Origin of the sequence: Nocardia vermiculata NBRC 100427 (assembly GCF_001613265.1) — a bacterium.
Classification (GTDB): domain Bacteria; phylum Actinomycetota; class Actinomycetes; order Mycobacteriales; family Mycobacteriaceae; genus Nocardia; species Nocardia vermiculata.
This window is the reverse complement of sequence record NZ_BDCA01000019.1, coordinates 1-15,462: the sequence shown is the minus strand read 5'-3', so window position 1 is coordinate 15,462 and position 15,462 is coordinate 1. Positions and strand designations below refer to the sequence as shown.

Genomic DNA, 15,462 nt, shown 5'->3' with positions numbered 1-15,462 from the left:
TCAGGACTTGGCCAGATACTCCAGGCGCTGCGCATCGACAGCCGAGCGCATCATGGAAGCGAGGCCGGGGTGATTCCCCAGCCCGGGGTCGGCATCGACTACTTCACGCGCCAGCTGCGATGCGGCACTGATCACCTCGAGATCGTCGAGCAGCGACAGCAGTTTCAGGCTGCGCGCGGTGCCCGACTGTGCGGAGCCCAGCACATCGCCCTCCCGGCGCTGGCGTAGGTCCATTACCGACAGTTCGAAACCGTCGAGTGTCCCCGCCACGGATTCCAGCCGGGACATCGCCGTTCCCATCGGGGAGGTTTCGGTGATGAGCAGGCACAGTCCGGGATGTTTGCCGCGGCCCACCCGACCACGGAGCTGATGCAGCTGGCTCACGCCGAATCGGTCGGCGTCCACGATCACCATGACGGTCGCATTGGGAACATCGACACCGACCTCGACGACCGTGGTGCACACCAGGACGTCGAGGTCGCCGTCGTTGAACGAGCGCATCACCCGGTCCTTGTCCTCGGTGGGCAACCGGCCGTGCAGCAGGCCCAGGCGCAGCTGCGCCAGCGGCCCGGCGCGCAGGGTGTCGAAGACGTCGACGGCAGCGTGGGTGGTCGGTGCCTCCTTGTCCTCCGGCGCCGGCTTCTTACGGCCGCCGGCCTTTCCCTCGGACTTACGCCCAGCCTTCCCGTCGTCCTCCTCGTCACCGATGCGCGAGCACACCACGTAGGCCTGCCGTCCCTCGGCGACCTCCTCCCGGATGCGTTCCCACGCGCGCTCCACCCAGGCGGGCTTCATCCGGGCGGGCACCACCCGTGTCGCGATGGGCGAGCGCCCGCGCGGGAGTTCGGTGAGGGTGGAGGTCTCCAGATCGCCGAGGGTGGTCATCGCAATGGTGCGCGGGATGGGGGTCGCGGTCATCACCAGCAGGTGCGGGGTGATGCCCTGCTTCGCCTTGGCGCGCAGCGCATCCCGCTGCTCCACACCGAAGCGGTGTTGTTCGTCGACGATCACCATCCCGAGGTCGAAGAATTCCACCGCATCCTGGATGAGTGCATGCGTGCCGATGACGATGCCGGCCGTCCCGGTGACCACATCGAGCAGTGCGGCCTTCTTCGCGCTCGCCGACATCGACCCGGTCAGCAGGACCACTTTGGTCGCCTGGTCGGCGGCACCCAGTTCCCCGGCCTCGCCGAGATCTCCGAGCATGGTGCGCAACGACCGGTAGTGCTGAGCGGCGAGGACCTCGGTGGGGGCCAGCAGCGCACACTGCATTCCGGTGTCGACCACCTGCAGCATCGCGTGCAGGGCCACGATCGTCTTGCCGGAGCCGACCTCGCCCTGCAGCAGCCGGTGCATCGGATGCGGGCGCGACAGGTCGTCGGAGATCTCGGCGATGACCTTGTGCTGTCCGGCGGTCAACTCGAACGGCAGCCGGTGGGAGAATTCGGCGGCGATCCCGTCGGTGCGCGGTGGGCACGGTCGTGCCGTGCGTCCGGCCGCGTCCCGGCGACGCTGGGCCAGCACCAGTTGCAGGGCCAGCGCCTCGTCGAAACGAAGACGCTGCCTGGCCTGTTCGATATCGGATTTGCTCTCGGGCAGATGCACCAGCCGCAGCGCATCGGTGATCGCCAGCAGGTCGTGCTCGTCACGCAGCTCCTCCGGCAGCGGATCGGCGACGGGGTCGAGTTGGTCGAGGACCTGGCGTACGCAGGCCAGAATGTCCCAGCTCTGCACCTTGGCCGTCGCCGGATATACCGGAATATATTCCCGCTCGAAGAACGAGATATCCACCCCACCGGCGCCTTTCGCGCTCTCCGCCAAGCCGCGCAGCGCACCGCCGCCACGCACCGAGGTCAGAGTATCGACCGATTCGGCCGTTTCCGGCATGATCAGATACGACGGATGCGACAGGTTCCACCGGTCCGGGCGCCACCAGTGCACGGTGCCCGACATCATCGCGCGGACGCCCTGCTTGACGAGGTAGTTCACCTTGTCGCCGTTGAAGAAGGTGATCTCGACCGGTTTCGCGGAGCCGGTGTCCAGTTCGACCTTGAGCAGCTTGCCGCGACGCTGACGCATCGGGCGCAGTTCGGTTTTGCTCACCCGGCCGACGACCGTGATGTGCGCGCCCTCCTCCGGGGCCTCCTCGGTGAGGGGCTGCCCCTGGGTCGCGTAGCGCGCGGGATAGTGGCGCAGCAGATCTTCGACGATATGCATATCGAACGCGTCGGCCAGCGGTTCGGCCGCCTTCACGCCCAGCACGTGGTCGAGTCGATCATGCAACGTGGCCATCTATTCCACCCCGATCTGAACCAGGTCCGCGGCCTGCCCACCGTCGTAGGTGACGATCTCGACGCCGGGAAATTCCGCGGTGATGTATGTGGTGAGGTCGTCCGCGAGCCCGTCGGGCGCGTGCGCGCCGAGCAGCAGGGTGACCAATTCTCCGCCCAGGCCGAGCATGCGGTCCAGCAGAGTCCGGGCCGCGCGGCCCAGGTCCGGATCGATGACGACCACGTCGTGGCCCACCAACCCCAAACCGTCGCCCTCGTCGCAGGTGCCGACGATGGTCAACGCGCGCTCGGCGGCGATCCGGACCGCCCCCCAGCGGGTGCTCGCCGCCGACTGCGACATGGTCAGCGCGTCGTCGACGGCCAGGCTGCCGCTGTCGTGCAGGGCCAGTGCCGCCAGTCCCTGCACCATCGACAGGCTCGGCAGCATCAGCACCTCCCGGCGGCCCTCACGCGCCGCCACACCGATCGCGACCAGGTCCGGAGCGGGCAGTGCACCGTTGGGCAGCACCAGGATCTCCCGCTGAGGCATGGCCCGGATCGCCTCGAGCAGGCGCTCGGCCGTCACCTCGCCGGTGAGCACGACCGCACCCGAATCCTCGAACAGCCGCACCGCCCCGGTACCGGAGGCTATCGCGAGAATGCCGCGGTCGGCGGGGCCGAAGACGACCGCCGGGTCCACCACCAGGCCCTCGATACGGATATTGCGCAGGGTACCGGCCGCGAGCCCCGCTTCGACTGCCGCACCGGCGTCGGCGCTGTGCACGTGCACCGACCACGTGTTCGCGCCGTCACCGACCACGACCACCGAATCACCCAGTGCCGCAAGTGCCTTCTTCAGCGCGCCGACTCGTGTGTGGTCACTGTCCCCGAGCACGTACATCACTTCGTACCGAGGCCCGGCAGCAGCGGCGAAATGCGGGGCCCAGCCGGCTTCGGGCAGTCCCGGGCTCGAGTCGAGGACATCAGGGCCGGCTGCGCCGAAGCCACCGCTCCCGGCCCCGTCGAGGCGACCGCTACCGGCCGCGACCCCGGCGCCCGGGCCGGATCTCCCGCGCCCGTACGCGGGCCTCGTCGTCACACGTCCGGTACACACCTGCACCAAGGCGTCCAACAGCACCAGCAGCCCCCGCGCCCCCGCGTCGACCACCCCCGCCGCGCGCAGCACACCGAGCTGGGACGGAGTCTCGGCGAGCGCCTTGGCGGCCCCTTCCGCCGCAGCGATCGCGACCGTTTCGACCGTCTGCGCCGGACCGTCCGCGGCCCGATCGGCCGCCGCCTCGAGCACCGTGAGCATGGTGCCGTCCACCGGTTCACTGAGCGCGTCGCGCACCAGGACTGCGGCCCGGCGCAGCGCCGCCCGCACTTCCGCGGCGCCCAGCGGTTCGTCACCGCCGGCCTCGGCCAGTGCCCGCAGCACCTGGGACAGGATGATTCCCGAATTCCCACAGGCGCCGGTCGTGGCCGCACGCGCCATCGCTGCCAGCAGCGTCGCCGGGCCGGCGTGATCCTGCGGCACCGTCTCGGCGGCGTGCATCGCCGCCCGCATGGTCATCAGCAGATTGGTGCCGGTGTCGGAGTCGGCCACGGGGAAAACGTTCAGTGCGTTGATCTCGTCGCGATGCGCGGACAACATGTCGACGCACAACAGCCCCCACCGACGCAGCGCCGCCGCATCGAGTGTCTCTCGGACCTCGAGCACCGTCACCTTCCTTCCACCGCCGCCGTGCACACCCGCCACCTCGCCAGCCAGGGTAGTCGCCCGCACCGACAGCGCCGAACGCGACGATCCCCACGTGAACCGGCCCCGAAGCGGACAACGTGGGGTGCGATTGGACATCGCAGACAGCCGCCCGCTATTCTTGCAGGGTTGCCTCACGTGGCCGCTGGTCGGTTGCGTTGACCGGCGGTTCCGCTGGTAGGCATTGAGGATAAAGTTTCCGGACAGGCTGTCGTTTTCGACAGCGGTCCCCCATGACATGAAGGAGCTCGCGACTATGGCTGCCGTCTGCGACGTCTGCGCCAAGGGCCCCGGCTTCGGTAAGTCGGTTTCGCACTCGCACCGGCGCACAAACCGTCGCTGGAACCCGAACATCCAGACCGTCCGCGCGCAGGTTGCCCCCGGCAACACCCGCCGCATGAACGTCTGCACCTCCTGCCTCAAGGCCGGAAAGGTTGTTCGCGGCTGAGCTGCGTAGACATCTGTGCTGCACTACACAGCACCCCGATGCCCCGGAACACCCCCACGGTGACCGGGGCATTGTTGTATTCCCGGGCGTTGTGTTTGCGAGCGTTGTATTCCCGCGGACATCCGGGTCCGCGCAGGCCGACATGCGGATAACCGATTGGATCGTCCGCCCGGCGACGGTGGACGATGCTCAGGGCCTGGCGGTGTGCCATATCGAATCGTGGCGGGAGGCGTATCGGGGCCTGGTGCCCGACCATCTACTCGACGCGTTCGACACCACTCGCAGCACGCAGCAGTGGACCCGGATCATCACCGAATTGCCGAACGCCACGGACAGTTCGGCTGCCGCCGCGGAGCGCAGGACTTTGCTGGTGGCCGTCGCCGGCAAGCCCGAGACCGCGATCCCAGCGTCGGTGCGGCCCGGCCCCCGCGGCACCGAGATCCTCGGGTTCGCGCATGCAGGCCCACCACGCGACAACCCGCGGGTAGCCGATCGGGAACTGTATGCGCTCTATCTCCGCGCTGCCCGATACGGCACCGGCATCGCCCAGGAATTGATGCGTGCGATTCTCCTCCCCGACACCGACACCGCACTATGGGTGTTCGAGGAGAATCCACGCGCCCGGAGTTTCTATCGAAAATTCGGATTCGCGGCCGACGGGGCCCGCAGAATCGAACCGTTCTCTGCAGCGAGCGAAATCCGGATGGTCGCCCGCCGCGGGATCACTGAGCGCCGTTGAAGCAGTCCAGTCCGCCCTGTGCGCTGAGACTCTGGAAAATGCAGAGCCCGCGGGCATTGACATTGGACGACAGCGACGACGAACCCGTCTGCGGATCCCATAGTGCCAGTACCGGTTCGGCCTGTGCGGGTGCGGCCTGCTCCTGCACCGCCGGTTCCAGCGGGATACCCGAGGCCTGAGCCACTGCCGGTGCGCCCAGAACGGCCGCGCCCGCAGCAACGGCGACGACGGCACCGCGCACGGATGTGATCTGCATACATCTGCTCCTGTTTCGTCGAACTTGTTGTGCCACGGTCAGGGCAAGCGCCAGTCGACCGGGGCGGCCCCTAATGTACCGAGCAATTCGTTCGTCCGGGAGAATGGCCTCGATCCGAAGAATCCGCGCGAGGCCGACAGCGGCGAGGGGTGCACGGATTCGATGCTCGGCACCTCACCGAGCATCGGTTTCAGGGTGGCGGCGTCGCGCCCCCACAGGATCGCCACCAGCGGCTGATCTCGTTCCACGAGCGCACGAATCGCCTGCTCCGTCACTGTCTCCCAGCCCTTGCCGCGGTGCGAAGCCGGCTTGCCGGGCGAGACGGTCAGTACCCGGTTGAGCATCAGCACCCCCTGATCCGACCACGGCGAGAGGTCACCACACGTGGGTGTCGGATGCCCCAGATCACGGGAATACTCGGAAAAGATGTTGGCGAGACTGCGCGGCACCGGAGAGACATCCGGTGCCACCGAGAAACTCAGGCCCATCGCATGCCCCGGAGTCGGGTAAGGGTCCTGGCCGACGATCAGCACCCGCACCTTGTCGAAGGGTCGGGTGAACGCACGTAAAACGTTGTCCCCCTTGGGGAAATACCCGCGTCCGGCGGCATTCTCCGCCCGCAGGAACTCCCCCATCTCGGCGATCCGGTCGGCCACCGGCTCCAACGCCTCGGCCCAGCCCGTATCGATGATCTCCGGCAACGGTTTCGCACCCATGTCCGGACAAGATAGTCCAGGGTGCACCGTCTCGGACCGCGGGCCTCCGGTTACCTGCCGCGCCCCGGTCGGCCTCCGGGCCACCCGGCCCACCTCCCGGCTGTCCTCGCTCACCTTCCGACTACCCGTCGACGAACGACTCCCAGCCCGGCGCACCCGCCCACGACGCACCATCGACCGTCACACCGGAACCCGAACACACTCGCCCGACCCGGCGCCACCCGGCGGGCAGCGGGGTTCCGGCCCGGAAAGTGGCCGCGAAGGCGTGATCCTCGCCGCCGGTGAGGATCCAGCTCAGCGCCTCGGCGCCCAATGCCTCGGCCACCGGCCGCAGCGCGGGATCGGCGACCGCTGCGGCATCGACATCGATGCGGACAGTCGAGGATTCGGCGATGTGACCGAGGTCGGCGAGCAGGCCGTCGGAGATGTCGGTCATCGCGGTGACAGCCGCGGTCGCGGGTAGCTCCAGGACGGCAGCGTAATCCGGCTGCGGGACCCGATGCGCGGCAACAACTTCGGGGAAGGCATCACGGTTCGCTCCGGTCGTGAACACAGCCAGCCCGGCCGCCGACCATCCCAGCCGTCCCGCGACGGCCACCACATCGCCCGGGCTCGCCCCCGAACGCAGCACCGAATGTTCGCGCGGATCGCCGAACGCGGTCACCGAGATCACCACCTGCGGACTGTGCACCACATCCCCGCCGGCGATGGCGGCTCCGGCCCGGTCCGCCTCGGCCCACATCCCGTCCACCAGTCCGTCCACGAAATCCACCGCGGTGTCGGCCGGGCACCCCAGCGACACCACGAACGCGCTGGGCGCAGCACCCATCGCCACCACATCGGCGGCGTTCTGTGCGATCGCCTTGGCGCCGATGTGCTCGGGCCGGGACCAGTCGAGGCGGAAATGCCGATCCTGCACGAGCATGTCGGTGCTGACCACGTATCGACCGGCAGGCGCGGCGATCACGGCAGCGTCGTCGCCCGGGCCCACGAGCACGCCCGGACCGTACGAGCGCCCGGCGTTCATCCGTTCGATCAACGCGAATTCCCCCAGATCGCGCACAGTGCGCGGACTGTTGTCGGTGATGTCGCTCTCCTTCTCCACACCCGGCCCTGGTGCCGCCGGTGACACAGCAGTGCGACGCTACCCGTCGATGCCGGTCGCAGCGCCGCCGACGTCCCGGTACCGAACTCACCGGTACTCCGGGCCGATGCGGCCGCCCTGCGGAGCGGATACCGTGATTCGATACCCTCGAAACCGCACGTTACCGACGATCCGCGGATCCGGTGACCCCCAGCACGGAGCACGGTACGAGTGGAGACGAATTCCCGATGAGCGCAGAAGCGGACGGGCCGAACGCGGACACCTCGCCGGACGGCGCGAATTCCGGGGCGGATCATCGCGAGGACACCACTGGCAGCAAGCCGGACACGACACGCAGCGAGCCGGAGACCACTGGCGGCAAGCCGGACAGCTCCACTGCAGCGACCGAGGCAGCCGGGACAGCAGAAACGACGACCGAGGACTCGACAGCCGAGCCGGGGGCTCGCACCGCAGCCGCGACCGGCGACGGTTCGGCCGCAGATTCCACCGAGGCTTCGGCCGAGACCTCCACCGAGACCCCGGCCGAGCAGTCCCACCAACTACACCCGGCGCTGATTGCGACCGCGGTCGCGCTCCCGGTGGCGTTGATCGTCGCGATCCTCGTCATCGCCGTCATGTCGCGCCAGCCCACCGAACGCGAACCGCTGGCGCTGGGGTCGGTACCGGCTCCCGCCGCGGGCAGCGCGGACTGCACCCGCTTGCTGGCCGCCGTCCCGTCCACTCTGGCCGGCGACTACACCCGTTCCGAACTGGTCGAACCGGCCCCACCCGGCTCGGTGGCCTGGCAGCTCGCCGACGGCGGAGATCCAATCGTGCTGCGGTGCGGCCTGGATCGCCCGCTGGACTTCACCAAGTCCGCGGCACTTCAGGTGATCAACGGGGTGAACTGGTTCGAGATCCGCGACGACACCACCGGCGTCACCTCGGGCACCTGGTACGCCGTCGATCGTGGCACCTATATCGCGGTCACCATGCCGGACGAGTCGGGGCCGTCTCCACTCCAGGAAATCTCGAACACGATCAGCGCGCAACTGCCCGCGAAGCCCATCGATCCGGGTCCGGTGCCCAACTAGCCGATCCGCGGCAACCGAACCCGGGATCCCCTCAGCGCAGACCGGTTCCCCGGGTCAGCGCGGTTTCGATCAGGGTCGTGATGAGGGTCCGGTTGTCCACCCCGGTGGCATCCCACATGCGCGGATACATCGAGATGGAGGTGAATCCGGGCAAGGTGTTGATCTCGTTGATCACCGGTCCGGATTCGGTGACGAAGAAGTCGACCCGGGCCAGTCCCTGGCAGTCGAGGGCACGGAATGCCCGCACCGACAGCTCGCGGATCTGCTGGGACACATCGTCGTCCAGCTTCGCCGGAATATCGAATTCGCAGACGTCGTCGAGGTATTTGGTGTCGAAATCGTAGAACTGCGGTGCGGTGGCAGCGATTTCGCCCTCATCCGGCATCCGGATCTCGGCGATCGCACTGGCCTGCACTCGGCCGTCCGGGAATTCCAGTACGCCGCACTCGACTTCGCGCCCGACGATACCGGCCTCCACGATCACCTTCGGGTCGTGCAGCCGGGCCGCGGCGATCGCGGCGTCGAGGTCACTCCAGTCGTTCACCTTGGTGATCCCGATCGAGGAGCCGCCCCGGGCCGGTTTGACGAAGACCGGCAGGCCGAGCCGCTCGCGGTCGGCCTCCCCGATCGAATCGGTACCGGGCCGCAGCACCACCTGACTGCCGACCGGAAGTCCCTCGGCGGCAAGTAGTTTCTTCGTGAACTCCTTGTCCATCGCGGTCGCGCTGGCCAGCACACCGGGTCCCACGTAGGGGACGCCGGCCAGTTCCAGCAGACCCTGTAGCGTGCCGTCCTCTCCCCAGGGGCCGTGCAGGACCGGAAACACCACATCGACCACGTCCAGCACCGCCTCGGCACCGTCGAGTGCCACCAGACTGCCGGATCGGCTCGGATCGGCGGCCAGGGTCAGCACCGTTCCGGACGAATCGACGGTGGGCAGGGCACGCTCGTGGATTGCCAGCGCCCGGGCATCGGCACCGGCGAGGACCCAGGCCCCTTCCCGGGTGATGCCGATAGGCACCGACTCATACCGCTCGGGATCCAGATTGGTCAGCACCATGCCGGCGGAAACGCACGACACCGCGTGTTCGTTGCTGCGGCCACCGAACACCACCGCGACCCTGATCCGGTTCGTCATAGTCGCAAACCGTACCTTGGCCACAGCGCTGTCATTCATTCCGGTTTGATCCGGCGGCCCAGCAATTGCCCGACCGCATCCGAGACCGCCAGCCCCTCGTGGCAGACCCGGTGTACCGCGGTCGTCAGTGGCATCTCCACCTCATGCTTCTTCGCGAGCGCACGGATCGAGGTACACGACTTCACACCCTCTGCGACCTGCCCGTTCGTCGCATCCTGGGCGGCCTGCATCGAGCCGCCGGTGCCGAGTACGTAGCCGAAAGACCGGTTGCGCGACAGCGTCGACGTGCACGTTGCCACCAGATCGCCCACCCCGGCCAGTCCGGCCAGCGTGACCGGATTCGCGCCCAGCGCGACCCCGAGTCGCATCACCTCGGCCAACCCGCGGGTCATCAGGCTGGCGGCGGAATTGTCACCCAGCCCCATCCCGGCGGCGATACCGCAGGCCATCGCGATCACGTTCTTACAGGCGCCACCGACCTCGCAGCCGACCACATCGGTGTTGGTATACGGCCGGAAGTATCCGGTGGCGCACGCGTGCTGCACGGCCTCGGCCCGTGCGGCGTCCGAGCAGGCCACCACCGAGGCGGTGGGTTGCTCGGCGGCGACCTCGCCGGCCAGATTCGGTCCCGACAGCACCGCGATCCGCTCCGGCTCGGCGCCGGTGACCTCGGCGACGACCTCGCTCATCCGCATCAGCGTTCCGGTCTCGATCCCCTTGATCAGGCTCAACAGCGTGGCATCGGAATCGATATGGTCACGCCACCCGGCCAGATTGGTCCGCAACGACTGCGACGGCACCGCCAGCACGACGATATCGGCGCCGTCGAGCGCCACCCGGTAATCGTCGGTCGCGGAGATCCCGGGCAATCGCACATCCGGTAGGTATGCGGGATTGCGGTGTTCGGTCGCCAGCGCCGTCGCGATCTCCGGCCGACGTGCCCACATCGTCACCTCGGTGCCCGCATCGTGGAGCACCTTCGCGAATGTCGTACCCCAGGACCCCGCGCCCATCACTGCCGCCCTCGTCATCATTTCAATATGCCACTCGACGCGGAGCGCCCGCCGGGTACTCGGGAGTTCGCGTGTTCGTGCGCGACACCGCTCACCGGTTGTGCACGGGAGCGACGTGGGACGATGGGCGCATGCGTCCGGATGCCGTCCACGCCGTGATCGCGGTCAAGAACCTCGACCGAGCCAAGAGCCGCCTCGCCGATCGCCTGCCCGCCGGGGAGCGGTCGCGGCTGGTGCTGGCCATGCTGGCAGATACCGTCGGTGCAGCGCTGGCCGCGGGGCTGGGGTCGGTCACCGTGGTGACACCCGACGAGCGGGTCGCCGACGCGGTCCGCGCGCTCGGCGCCGAGGTCCACCCGGATCCCGCGCCGTTCCTCGAGATCGCCACGACGGCTGACACCCCGGCCGCGACCCCCACCGATGACGGACTCAACACCGCACTGACCGCGGCCGCGGAGGCGGTCCATCGCCGCCACGGTGCGGTCGATCTGCTTGCGTTACAAGCCGATCTGCCCGCGGTGCAGGCCGAGGAACTGACCTCGATGGTGCGCGCCGCACCGCGTGCCGGGCGGTCTGTGGTGGTCGATCACACCGGCCACGGCACAGCGGCGCTGCTAGTGCGCAGGCCAGGCACACCGAACACTGGCACCACCACACTCGCGCCGCGCTTCGGACCGGATTCGGCGCGGCTACATCGGGAGTCGGGTGCGGTCGAACTCGGCGGCGATTGGCCCGGCCTACGGCTCGACGTCGATACCGCAGCCGACCTCGAGCGCGCGATCTCCCTCGGGGTAGGCCGGGCCACCGCGCAACTGCTGCGCGACATCGGCTGGCCGGTTGCTGTTCACGAGGATCTCACCCGGAGGTGCGCGACCCCGTCACATGTGTGCTAGATGATCGCCGGGGCCGCGCAGAGGCCACCACGCGGTGGTGTCGGCAACGACAGCACCCGAGTTGTAAGGAATGATCGTGAGTGTGAGCGATACGGAGACCGCCCCGCAACAGCCCCGGCTACCGGCGGCACCACCGGCGGCCACCCCGCCGCCCACCGCAGCGGCCGTCCCCCAGTTGCCCCCCGATCGCTACCTGAACCGTGAACTGAGCTGGCTGGATTTCAACGCACGAGTTCTCGCCCTCGCCGAGGATCTCTCCGAACCGCTGCTGGAACGCGCGAAGTTCCTGGCCATCTTCTCCTCGAATCTCGACGAGTTCTACATGGTCCGGGTCGCCGGACTCAAGCGCCGTGCCGAGGCCGGTCTCTCGGTCCGTTCCGCCGACGGGCTCTCACCGACCGAACAGCTCACCCTCATCGCCGAACGGACCCAGGAGCTGGCCGACCGGCATGCGCGGGTCTTCCTGGACCAGGTGCAGCCCGCACTCGCGGCCGACGGTGTCGCCGTCATCGGGTGGAGCGATCTCGACGCCGACGAGCGCGGCCGGCTCTCGGGGTATTTCCTCGATCAGGTGTTCCCGGTGCTGACCCCGCTCGCGGTCGATCCTGCGCACCCCTTTCCCTACATCAGTGGCCTCAGCCTGAATCTGGCTGTCACCGTGAAGGATTCCGAAACCGGTGCGGAGCATTTCGCCCGTGTGAAGGTACCCGACAACGTCGACCGGTTCGTTCGGGTCCGGCGTTCGACCACCGAAACATCCGGCCCACGCCGCGACACCGAGCCGGCCGCCCTGCCTCCGCTGGCCGCCTTCCTGCCGATGGAAGACCTGATCGCCGCCCATCTCGGACAGCTGTTCCCGGGGATGGAGGTGGTGGAACACCATTCGTTCCGCATCACCCGCAACGCCGATTTCGAGGTCGACGAGGATCGCGACGAGGATCTGCTGCAAGCCCTGGAACGGGAACTGGCCCGGCGCCGCTTCGGTTCTCCGGTGCGGCTGGAAGTCTCCGACGATATGACCGAGCACATGCTCGAGCTGCTGCTGCGTGAACTGGACGTCGATCCGGGAGACGTCATCCAGGTGCCCGGACTGCTCGATCTGTCGTCGCTGTGGCAGGTCTACGGTGTGGACCGCCCCAACCTCAAGAACGCACCGTACGTGCCGGCGACACCACCGGCGTTCGGCGAACGGGAAACCCCGCGCAACGTCTTCGCCGCCCTGCGTGAAGGTGATGTGCTAGTACATCATCCCTACGACTCGTTCTCCACCAGTGTGCAGCGCTTCATCGAACAGGCGGCCGCCGACCCGCAGGTGCTGGCGATCAAACAGACCCTGTACCGCACCTCCGGTGACTCCCCCATCGTCAATGCGCTGATCGACGCGGCCGAGGCCGGTAAACAGGTGGTGGCGCTGGTGGAGATCAAGGCTCGCTTCGACGAGCAGGCCAACATCAAATGGGCACGGGCACTGGAACAAGCAGGGGTACATGTCGTCTACGGCCTCATCGGTCTGAAGACCCATTGCAAGACCTGTCTGGTGGTACGCCGCGAGGGCGCCACCATCCGTCGCTACTGCCACATCGGGACCGGGAACTACAACCCGAAGACCGCTCGGCTCTACGAAGACGTCGGACTGCTCACTGCCGCACCGGAAATCGGCGCCGACCTCACCGACCTGTTCAATTCGCTGACCGGCTATTCCCGAAAGGCCAACTACCGCAACCTGTTGGTCGCTCCGAGCAGCGTGCGATCGGGGATCGTCGAGCGGATCCAGCGGGAGACCGAACTGGCCGCCGAGGGCGCGCCGGCCCGAATTCGCCTCAAGGCCAACGCCATCGTCGACGAGCAGATCATCGATGCGCTCTACCGCGCTTCCCAGGCCGGTGTTCCGGTGCAGATCGTGGTGCGCGGTATCTGCGGGCTCCGTCCGGGCGTGCCTGGAATGAGCGATAACATCGAGGTGCGTTCGATCCTCGGCCGGTTCCTGGAACATTCGCGCATCCTGCACTTCGCCGCCCAGGACGAGTACTGGATCGGCAGCGCCGACATGATGCACCGCAATCTGGACCGCCGGGTCGAAGTCATGGCACAGGTGAAGGAGCCCAGACTGCGCGAGCGTCTCGCCGGGGTCTTCGATTCGGCCCTGGACCCGGCGACCCGCTGCTGGGTCCTGCAGGCGGACGGCGGCTGGGCCGCCCAACCCAGTCACGACGCCGACAGTCTCGGCGTTCAGGTGCGCGACCATCAGGAGTTCCTCATGCGACTGCGTCGACCGGATCAGCAGTGAAGACGTCGGCAACACCGGATTTCGACCGCCCCGACGACGGTCTCGCCGACGGGACCGGGATCTCCGACCCGCGGGTGACGGCCAACATCTACGCGGCCGGCGCCGTAGTCTGGCGGCGGCCGCGGTCCGGCGGCCCGGTCGAGGTCGCGTTGGTGCACCGGCCGAAATACGACGACTGGTCGCTGCCGAAAGGAAAACTGGATCCCGGCGAAACCCCGATGGTCGCCGCGGTCCGTGAAGTAGCCGAAGAAACCGGTCTGGACTGCCGTTTGGGCCGCTATCTCGGCCGGGTCACATATCCCGTACCCGGACATCGCAAACTCAAACGTGCGGATTATTGGTCTGCAACCGTTGCCGCCGGTGAATTCATTACCAATTCCGAAGTCGACGAACTGCGGTGGCACCCGGTCGACCGGGTGATGGACGAGCTGTCGTATCCCATGGACCGCCGAATCATCCGCAATTTCCTGCGGCTACCGCCCGATACGGCCACGCTGCTGCTGGTGCGGCATGCGAAGGCCGGTCGCCGGGAACGATTCACCGGTCCCGACGACGAACGCCCCCTGGAGAAGGCCGGTCACGCGCAGGTCGAGATGCTCACGCCCAATCTGCTCACTTTCGGCCCCGGAGCAGTGTATTCGGCGCCGCCGCTCCGCTGCGTCCAGACCGTGGCACCGGCCGCGGACGCGCTCGGCCTCGATATCGGCCGTGAGCCACTGCTCTCGGAATCCGGCTATGCCGCAGCGCCACAGCAGGCACTGACCCGGCTCCGCGAGCTGGTCTCCCCGAATATCGTGCCGCTGGTATGCAGCCAGGGCAAGGTTATTCCCGACCTGCTCGAACGATGGGCGGCCGAATCCGGATTCACGCTCCCGCCCGCGCGTAATCGCAAGGGCAGCGTGTGGGTGCTGTCGATCGCCGACGGGCGCCTGGTGGCCGCCGATCACCTGGACCGGGCGATGCGCGCACGCTGAGCCCGGCGGCCGCGCCGGTCACGGAAGCACGGTGACCCCGGCCGGATCCCGGCCGGGGTCACCGTCTTCGCGTCACATTCCGACGCCGCGTCACACGCTAGCGCCGTGCGGTGCGCTTGGCCGCCGTCTTCTTGGCGGCTGTCTTCTTGGCGGGCGCCTTCTTGGCCGTGGTCTTCTTGGCCGCTGTCTTCTTGGCGGGCGCCTTGGTGGCTGTGGCCTTGACCGTCTTCTTGGCCGGGGCCTTCTTTGCCGTTGTCTTCTTGGCGGCGGTCTTCTTGGCGGCTGTGGCCTTGACTGTCTTCTTGGCCGGGGCCTTCTTCGCCGCAGCGGTCTTCTTCGCCGCGGTCGTCTTCTTGGCCGGAGTCGCCTTCTTGGCCGCTGTCTTCTTGGCGGCGGTCTTCTTGGCCGCTGCCTTCTTGGCGGCCTTCTTCGCCGCCCCCGATACCGGCGCTGCCACACCGCGTTTCACGGCCGGACCGGACGCCGCGATCTTCTGCTTACCCGAGATGATCGCCTTGAACTGCGCACCCGGGCGGAAGGCCGGCACGGAAGTGGGTTTCACCTTGACCGTCTCGCCGGTACGGGGATTACGCGCCACCCGTGCCGCCCGCTTGCGCTGTTCGAATACACCGAATCCGGTGATTGTGACGCTCTGACCCTTGTTCACCGCACGCACGATAGTGTCGACAATGTGCTCGACTGCCGCAGTGGCCGTGCGCCTGTCAGTACCCAACTTCTCGGTCAGAACATCGATCAGTTCCGCCTTGTTCATTGAATCCTCCGCAGACTAA

At 67.8% G+C, this 15,462-nt stretch carries 14 protein-coding genes; 6 read left to right on the top strand and 8 right to left on the bottom strand.

Annotated elements, in window-relative coordinates; all coding sequences use genetic code 11:
• Both recG and fakA read right to left on the bottom strand, forming a co-directional pair.
• Entirely contained in the window at window positions 1–2,292 is a 2,292-nt protein-coding gene (gene recG / locus NV2_RS19650; protein WP_067876354.1) for an ATP-dependent DNA helicase RecG, read from the bottom strand.
• Complete coding sequence (gene fakA / locus NV2_RS19645) at window positions 2,293–3,990, bottom strand: DAK2 domain-containing protein (protein WP_067876646.1); 1,698 nt, start codon at window positions 3,988–3,990, stop codon at window positions 2,293–2,295.
• Between the two features lie 295 nt (window positions 3,991–4,285).
• On the opposite strand from fakA, the gene rpmB reads away from it, so the two are divergent.
• Both rpmB and NV2_RS19635 read left to right on the top strand, forming a co-directional pair.
• Window positions 4,286–4,477 (top strand): 50S ribosomal protein L28, encoded by a 192-nt coding sequence (gene rpmB / locus NV2_RS19640; RefSeq protein ID WP_011210730.1) that lies wholly within the window; start codon window positions 4,286–4,288, stop codon window positions 4,475–4,477.
• 142 nt (window positions 4,478–4,619) lie between these two features.
• Complete coding sequence (locus NV2_RS19635) at window positions 4,620–5,216, top strand: GNAT family N-acetyltransferase (RefSeq protein ID WP_084475109.1); 597 nt, start codon at window positions 4,620–4,622, stop codon at window positions 5,214–5,216.
• Here the strand turns inward: NV2_RS19635 and NV2_RS19630 are convergent.
• The 3 genes from NV2_RS19630 to NV2_RS19620 all read right to left on the bottom strand — a co-directional run bounded on the left by NV2_RS19630 (window position 5,200) and on the right by NV2_RS19620 (window position 7,293).
• Complete coding sequence (locus tag NV2_RS19630) at window positions 5,200–5,472, bottom strand: hypothetical protein (protein WP_067876349.1); 273 nt, start codon at window positions 5,470–5,472, stop codon at window positions 5,200–5,202. The two genes, NV2_RS19635 and NV2_RS19630, sit on opposite strands and share 17 nt — an antisense overlap.
• A 38-nt stretch (window positions 5,473–5,510) precedes the next feature.
• The gene (locus tag NV2_RS19625) at window positions 5,511–6,188 is read right to left on the bottom strand and encodes a uracil-DNA glycosylase (protein WP_067876346.1); all 678 of its coding nucleotides are present in this window, start codon (window positions 6,186–6,188) and stop codon (window positions 5,511–5,513) included.
• A 121-nt stretch (window positions 6,189–6,309) separates the two neighbouring features.
• Window positions 6,310–7,293 (bottom strand): thiamine-phosphate kinase, encoded by a 984-nt coding sequence (locus NV2_RS19620; protein WP_281198546.1) that lies wholly within the window; start codon window positions 7,291–7,293, stop codon window positions 6,310–6,312.
• 227 nt (window positions 7,294–7,520) lie between these two features.
• Here NV2_RS19620 and NV2_RS19615 point away from each other — a divergent pair, with 227 nt between their 5' ends.
• Window positions 7,521–8,366 (top strand): DUF3515 domain-containing protein, encoded by an 846-nt coding sequence (locus tag NV2_RS19615; RefSeq protein WP_084475146.1) that lies wholly within the window; start codon window positions 7,521–7,523, stop codon window positions 8,364–8,366.
• A gap of 31 nt (window positions 8,367–8,397) precedes the next feature.
• On the opposite strand, the gene NV2_RS19610 is transcribed toward NV2_RS19615, so the two are convergent.
• Both NV2_RS19610 and NV2_RS19605 read right to left on the bottom strand, forming a co-directional pair.
• Window positions 8,398–9,543 (bottom strand): D-alanine--D-alanine ligase family protein, encoded by a 1,146-nt coding sequence (locus NV2_RS19610; RefSeq protein ID WP_373863591.1) that lies wholly within the window; start codon window positions 9,541–9,543, stop codon window positions 8,398–8,400.
• Window positions 9,540–10,535 carry an NAD(P)H-dependent glycerol-3-phosphate dehydrogenase gene (locus NV2_RS19605; protein ID WP_067876637.1) on the bottom strand — a complete coding sequence of 332 codons (996 nt, stop codon included), beginning with the start codon at window positions 10,533–10,535 and terminating at the stop codon, window positions 9,540–9,542. The genes NV2_RS19610 and NV2_RS19605 overlap by 4 nt, the downstream gene beginning before the upstream one ends.
• A 113-nt stretch (window positions 10,536–10,648) precedes the next feature.
• Between NV2_RS19605 and cofC the strand changes: the two genes are divergently transcribed.
• The 3 genes from cofC (at window position 10,649) to NV2_RS19590 (ending at window position 14,671) form a co-directional block, all read left to right on the top strand.
• Complete coding sequence (gene cofC / locus NV2_RS19600) at window positions 10,649–11,410, top strand: 2-phospho-L-lactate guanylyltransferase (RefSeq protein ID WP_067876343.1); 762 nt, start codon at window positions 10,649–10,651, stop codon at window positions 11,408–11,410.
• Window positions 11,411–11,480: 70 nt separating this feature from the next.
• On the top strand, window positions 11,481–13,697 hold the full coding sequence (locus NV2_RS19595) for an RNA degradosome polyphosphate kinase (RefSeq protein ID WP_067876340.1): 2,217 nt from the start codon (window positions 11,481–11,483) through the stop codon (window positions 13,695–13,697).
• 74 nt (window positions 13,698–13,771) lie between these two features.
• A complete protein-coding gene (locus tag NV2_RS19590; protein WP_084475144.1) occupies window positions 13,772–14,671 on the top strand; it encodes an NUDIX hydrolase in 900 nt (299 codons plus the stop codon).
• Between the two features lie 97 nt (window positions 14,672–14,768).
• On the opposite strand, the gene NV2_RS19585 is transcribed toward NV2_RS19590, so the two are convergent.
• Window positions 14,769–15,443, bottom strand: coding sequence for an HU family DNA-binding protein (locus NV2_RS19585; RefSeq protein ID WP_067876337.1), 675 nt, complete (start codon window positions 15,441–15,443; stop codon window positions 14,769–14,771).
• Window positions 15,444–15,462: the final 19 nt, after the last annotated feature.